Genomic DNA, 5,069 nt, shown 5'->3' with positions numbered 1-5,069 from the left:
CCCGTCGCCGCCGGCCGGCGGGTATGTCTTAGCGTTCATCACTGACCAGGCAATACCCCATCCCGCGTACCGTCTTTAGGGTGTTCGTACCGAACGGTATGTCGATCTTCTTGCGGAGGTACCCCATATACACCTCGATGACGTTATCGCTGCCCTCGTAAGCTGAATCCCACACGTTATCGAGGATCTCGGCTTTGGATACCACCTGATCATGGCTGCGCATCAAGTAGTGCAGGATGGCGTATTCCTTCGGCGTCAACGCCACCGGCGTGTTGTGCCGGGCGACGGTTCTGCGGACCGGGTCCAAAACCAGTGAACCCACGGCGAGAGTGACGGGACGTTCCGGGGCTCCCCGACGGATCAGAGCCCTCAGGTGTGCGACGAGGACGATGAAGCTGAACGGTTTAGTCAGATAATCATCGGCTCCGAGGTCGAACGCATCCGTCTGGTCATACTCTCCGTCTTTGGCGGTCAGCATCAACACCGGTGTCCAGATCTTTGCTTCCCGGATCTCCTTGAGGATCTGGTAGCCATGCTTGCCCGGGAGCATGATGTCCAACACCGCAACGTCGTAGGGGTTTTCCAGGGCCAGCCAGGCCCCGGTCACGCCGTCGTTGGCGACATCGACCACGAAACCCTCATTCGTCAAGCCTCGGCGGACTGACTCGGCGAGATCCTTTTCATCCTCGACCAACAGAACTCTCACAGTGAACCTCCTCCGCCCGTTCCCCGGCCCATCCTAGTCACCCGTCCCGCCCTGAACGGGCAGTTGAAACTCCGTCGCCGAAGCGAGAAGCCTTATCGTCACCAGTGATGCCAGTCGAATGAGGTGCTGCGCGGTTCCGGCGGACCTGGCGGATCACCTCCACCACCGTGGGAACCACCGACGCAACCACAATGACCAGCGCGATCAGATCAACGTGCCCCGCAATGAAAGGGACACCACCGAGAAGGGACCCCGCAACCGTCAAACCTGCCCCCCACAAAAGGGCGCCCAGCGCGTTCCAGAGCAGGAACTTCCGGTACTGGTAGTGTGCGATGCCGGCCGCCAATGGAACGAAAGTGCGGGCGAACGGTACGAAGCGGGCCAGGACCAGTGACCGCCCGCCGTAGCGGTTGAAGAAGGTTTCAGCGCTCAGCAGATACCGGGTCTTCAGGATCTTTGCGTTATCGGCGAAGAGCCGGCGACCAAAACGCCGGCCCAGCCAATACCCGATCTGGTCGCCGAGAAAAGCAGCGCTGACGATGACGGCGATCAACACCGCAAGGTTCAATCCGAGACTGCCATGCAAAAGGCCTGCCGTGAAGATCAGCGAATCGCCCGGCAGGAAGGGGAACAGCACCCCCGATTCGATGAAGACGATGACCGCCACCACCCCGAGCGCCCAACCACCCAAACCTTGCAGGAGCGCTTCGGGGTCGGTTAAGCCGGACCACGGGGCGGCGGCCGCTTTGCCCGCAGCAACCGCTGCTAGTTGAGTCATCATTGTTTTTCCTCCGGGGTGAGCTGTTACCGATCGCGTTCAAAGCATGCACCCGGGTTACTGAAGGAACCCTGAAAGCGGTCGAAAAAGTAGGTGTCTCCGGTGTGGACGCGGCCGGCCGCACACCGTTGGGGCAGGGTGTGCGGCCGGGGTCTTATTCAGTTCTGGTGTGGATCCTTTCGGGGGTTATTTGGTACCGGTTGCGGCGGCCTCCTGCGCGTCGTCCTGCTCGCCGTCGGCTTCGTTGTCCGAGCCGTTCTGGTCATCGGCGGTTTCACCGGTCTCCCCGGCTTCGTCCTCGGCGCCTTCGCTGCCCTCGTCGTCACCGGCTTCGGTGTCCAAAACGGTGGCGTTGCCGGCATCGACCTTGACCTCGGTCAAAGCTCCGGCGCCGTCCTTCACAGTCACCTCGTACACCAGCGACCCGTTCTCATCGCCCAGCTCGGATGAGACTACGCTCGCCCCGGAAACCGAGGCAAGGGCTGCGTCCTCGGCGGCTTTCGTGTCGATGGTCGCCAGGTCCGCGTACTGGGCCGACTCGTCGGCCTCGGACAGCTCCGTCGCCGACTCGGGAACCGTGATGGAGCCGTTGAGCTTCGGTTCCTGCTTCTCGTCGGTCTCGTTGGCGTCCTGGTTCGCCTCGACGGGAGCCGGAGCCGGGACGGTCGCCGCGTTGGCCGCGGTCAGACCAACAACGGCGGTGCCGCCGAGCAGCGCCAGTCCGGCGAGGGAACCAACCAGCATCTTCTTGTTCTTCGGGGTGGTGTTCATGACAATTACCTTTCAGTGAGGACTTAACCCTCCGGGACTCTCCCGTTCAGGTCCGGCCCCGTTTCCCGGTGCCTGCAACTACTCTCGCCCCCACCCGCTAAGAGAACGCTGAGAGAACCTGAGGACGAGCTAAGTGCGAGAGAGAGTGCACGGTTCACCCTGTTCCACCGGCGCTGCACCCGCTGTGGGTGTACCTCTTCTCTGGCTGCCGACCGTGCCCAGTGATGCACGGCTGGCTCCAGGCGTGCAGTACCGGGCTAGTCTGCCGATCTAGACTGCCTCATGAACAATCACCCACGAACCTGGCACGCAAAACACAAAGAATCACTGACCAAAGGGGAACGGGCCGCGGATCGGCTGCGCAACAGCATGGGAAGCTGGCGCTTCGTCAGTGGGTTCATTGCTTTCATGGTCCTGTGGGCTGTCGCTAATTCAGTGGTTCTGACAGCACGTGCCTGGGACCCGTACCCCTACATCCTCCTGAACCTGTTTCTCTCCATGCTCGCCGGTTTACAGGGAGCGATCCTCCTGATCGCCGCCAAACGCCAGGACGCGATCGCGGCCGTCATGGCCCAGCACGATTACGAAACGAACACCGCGGCGAAAGCAGAAATCGAACAACTCATGACCATCAACGCCGAACAGTTGCGCATACTGCGTGAGCTGCAGAACGCCGGCACCCGATGACTCAGCACGGTGCAGCTTTCAACATCACCGCTCCAACGAACGCTGGGGAGTGCGGATCTTTCCTGATCTGCCGCTGGCTCGGTTGGTGGTTTCACTGCTATACCAACAGTTGTTCGATTAGCTTCATCCGCTCCGCGGTGCTCTCCCGCCAGTGGGGTGAGCATGCACGGAAGGGCTCGTTGAGACGCCGAAGCACATGTAGAGCGACCCAGTCCCGGACCCGCCGCTCTGAGAATGACCCGTGCCCGTCGGTGTAACCAGCCAGCAGTGCTGCCGTAACCGGCAGATCCAGCACAGGCACGGACCCGGATCCCGGGAGCCCTCTGATCAGCTCATCGGCGGCGAAACTGCCCAGATCCGATTCCGCCGGTCCCAGACCGCACCGGTCGAAATCGATCAACCGGACTTCGTGCTGGTCCACGAGGACCTGATCGGCGGAAAAATCGCCGTGCAGCAAGACACACCGGCACCGACCCACCGGTTCCTCCCCAAGAAACCCCGCGACGCGGTGCAGCAGCCGCGACGCCAGCGCTGGAATACGGCGGGCGGTCTCCTGAACGGCCCCTTGAACAATCGCCCCGACACTGTCAATGCGAGCCACCAAAGTCGCAGGGGGGTGGACAGCATGAAGCCGTGCCAGAGCCTCTCCTGCCTCATACCCACACCGAACATCAAGATGTTCCTGGCCGGTCCCCCCGCCCCGTCCGGTAGACAAATCGTAGGCACCGAACCACGGGAAATACCGCAGCATATTGGAGTCGGGAAGGCCCGCCGGGCTTACCTGCTCGAGCACCGGCACGCCGTCAGCAGCAAGCCTTCGCAGTAGTGCGGCGTCGGCCCCACTCGGGACACCAACCTTGCAGACAACCCGTTCGTCACCTTCACCCAAAGCCAAAACGACCCGGCGAAGAGGATTGTAATTGAGCACCCGAACGGGTTCCGGCCCTCCCCAGTCGCTCCGATACCCGAGCACGCTCAACGGTTCATAAAGCCGCCGATCCAACTCAATCGCGCCCATTACAAGCTCATGGGCAGTTGAATCATCAATCAGCACCCGTGAAAGTTTCGCTCCGAGCCGCTCGGCACGGCGGACAGTCTTCTCCAGTTTCACCGCTTCACGGGGGTGATAGGACGCGATCCAACCAACGCGGGCATCCTGATCATGCGTGCGGGCGATGACTGATAAACCCGGCTTATGCCTCAAATGGTCAACGCGAAGCGGGCCGCCCAACACACCGGACAACCGCCTAGCGTCGAACAGGACATCCACCGCAGGTAACTCTCTATCCACCAGCACCCGAAATGACACCGCATGCCTCCGTCGAATTGTGGCGAGATCCTCTCCAGCGACACGGAACCATACCCACATGTGAGGTCGATGAACTGAGCATGAGGAAAATGTGCGAAGCTTTCCCTCATTGCCCAAACTGACTGCCGTATGTGTGGCCTACAGACGAAATGGAGGCGGACAGACGGTTCTCCATCAGGGCCAGCCACGGCTCAAACGTATGGGTGATATCCAGGAACACCGAGACCGGGGAGTTCCTCAATCATCAAAAGGGGTGGTCAGTTTAGAATGAACGCCGGGTCCTGGCTACCCGATGCCTACTACCGTGGTGCACGGCACAGGATCCCTCCGCTTCGCTCCTTATCCCACACACACTTAGACAGCAGGAACCATGATGACCGCCTGCAAACACCCACCATGGCACCAACATTGGGGACGTCGCCTCGAGCGAGCGGTGGGCACAGCCTAGTTCCAGCGCAATAAAGGATCGATGGAGAACGTGCTGCTCACCCCGGAGCACCGCCCGGGCGCTTGCGTTGGCAGAAGCGGCGCCGAAGCTTTCCAGCACCGGAGATGCTCTGGCTGACGCCTGCAGGTATGAACGTGACTGCTACGCTCCAGGTGCTCTGCATGCTTTTTGTCTGAATCGTCGTCGGGTCAGAGTGTAGATTTTTTGTAGCTTTTGAGACGAATCAGGGTAGATTGGGTGTTGTCAGTAAGGAGCCCCGACCATGGGTATCGCAACTACCACCGGTACAGCCCACGCCCGGACAGCCAGGCTCGGCATCCGGGAGATCGTCCGTCGCCTCAACGCGGCGTTGGGCGCCACTCTGGTCGCT

General features: G+C 61.2%; 5 protein-coding genes. 1 reads left to right on the top strand and 4 read right to left on the bottom strand.

Annotated features, from left to right (window positions below; all coding sequences use genetic code 11):
- Positions 1-28: 28 nt before the first annotated feature.
- From X803_RS0109060 to X803_RS18865, 3 genes are all read right to left on the bottom strand, one after another.
- A complete protein-coding gene (locus X803_RS0109060; protein ID WP_026544897.1) occupies positions 29-706 on the bottom strand; it encodes a response regulator transcription factor in 678 nt (225 codons plus the stop codon).
- A 37-nt stretch (positions 707-743) separates the two neighbouring features.
- Positions 744-1,487 carry a DedA family protein gene (locus tag X803_RS18870; protein ID WP_084033575.1) on the bottom strand — a complete coding sequence of 248 codons (744 nt, stop codon included), beginning with the start codon at positions 1,485-1,487 and terminating at the stop codon, positions 744-746.
- 183 nt (positions 1,488-1,670) lie between these two features.
- A complete protein-coding gene (locus tag X803_RS18865; protein WP_051470610.1) occupies positions 1,671-2,255 on the bottom strand; it encodes a PepSY domain-containing protein in 585 nt (194 codons plus the stop codon).
- Between the two features lie 282 nt (positions 2,256-2,537).
- On the opposite strand from X803_RS18865, the gene X803_RS0109045 reads away from it, so the two are divergent.
- On the top strand, positions 2,538-2,942 hold the full coding sequence (locus X803_RS0109045) for a DUF1003 domain-containing protein (RefSeq protein WP_026544896.1): 405 nt from the start codon (positions 2,538-2,540) through the stop codon (positions 2,940-2,942).
- 97 nt (positions 2,943-3,039) lie between these two features.
- Here the strand turns inward: X803_RS0109045 and X803_RS0109040 are convergent, their stop codons facing one another.
- Positions 3,040-4,212, bottom strand: coding sequence for a phosphotransferase enzyme family protein (locus X803_RS0109040; protein ID WP_162149216.1), 1,173 nt, complete (start codon positions 4,210-4,212; stop codon positions 3,040-3,042).
- Between the last annotated feature and the right edge of the window lie 857 nt (positions 4,213-5,069).

Source organism: Arthrobacter sp. 35/47, from assembly GCF_000520475.1.
GTDB lineage: Bacteria > Actinomycetota > Actinomycetes > Actinomycetales > Micrococcaceae > Arthrobacter_D > Arthrobacter_D subterraneus.
This window is presented reverse-complemented; position numbering and strand designations above follow the sequence as displayed.

Coding starts and splice junctions, on each gene's coding strand:
- X803_RS18870 (WP_084033575.1), bottom strand. CDS start 1,487: ATGATGACTCAACTAGCAGCGGTTGCTGCGGGCAAAGCGGCCGCCGCC.
- X803_RS18865 (WP_051470610.1), bottom strand. CDS start 2,255: ATGAACACCACCCCGAAGAACAAGAAGATGCTGGTTGGTTCCCTCGCC.
- X803_RS0109045 (WP_026544896.1), top strand. CDS start 2,538: ATGAACAATCACCCACGAACCTGGCACGCAAAACACAAAGAATCACTG.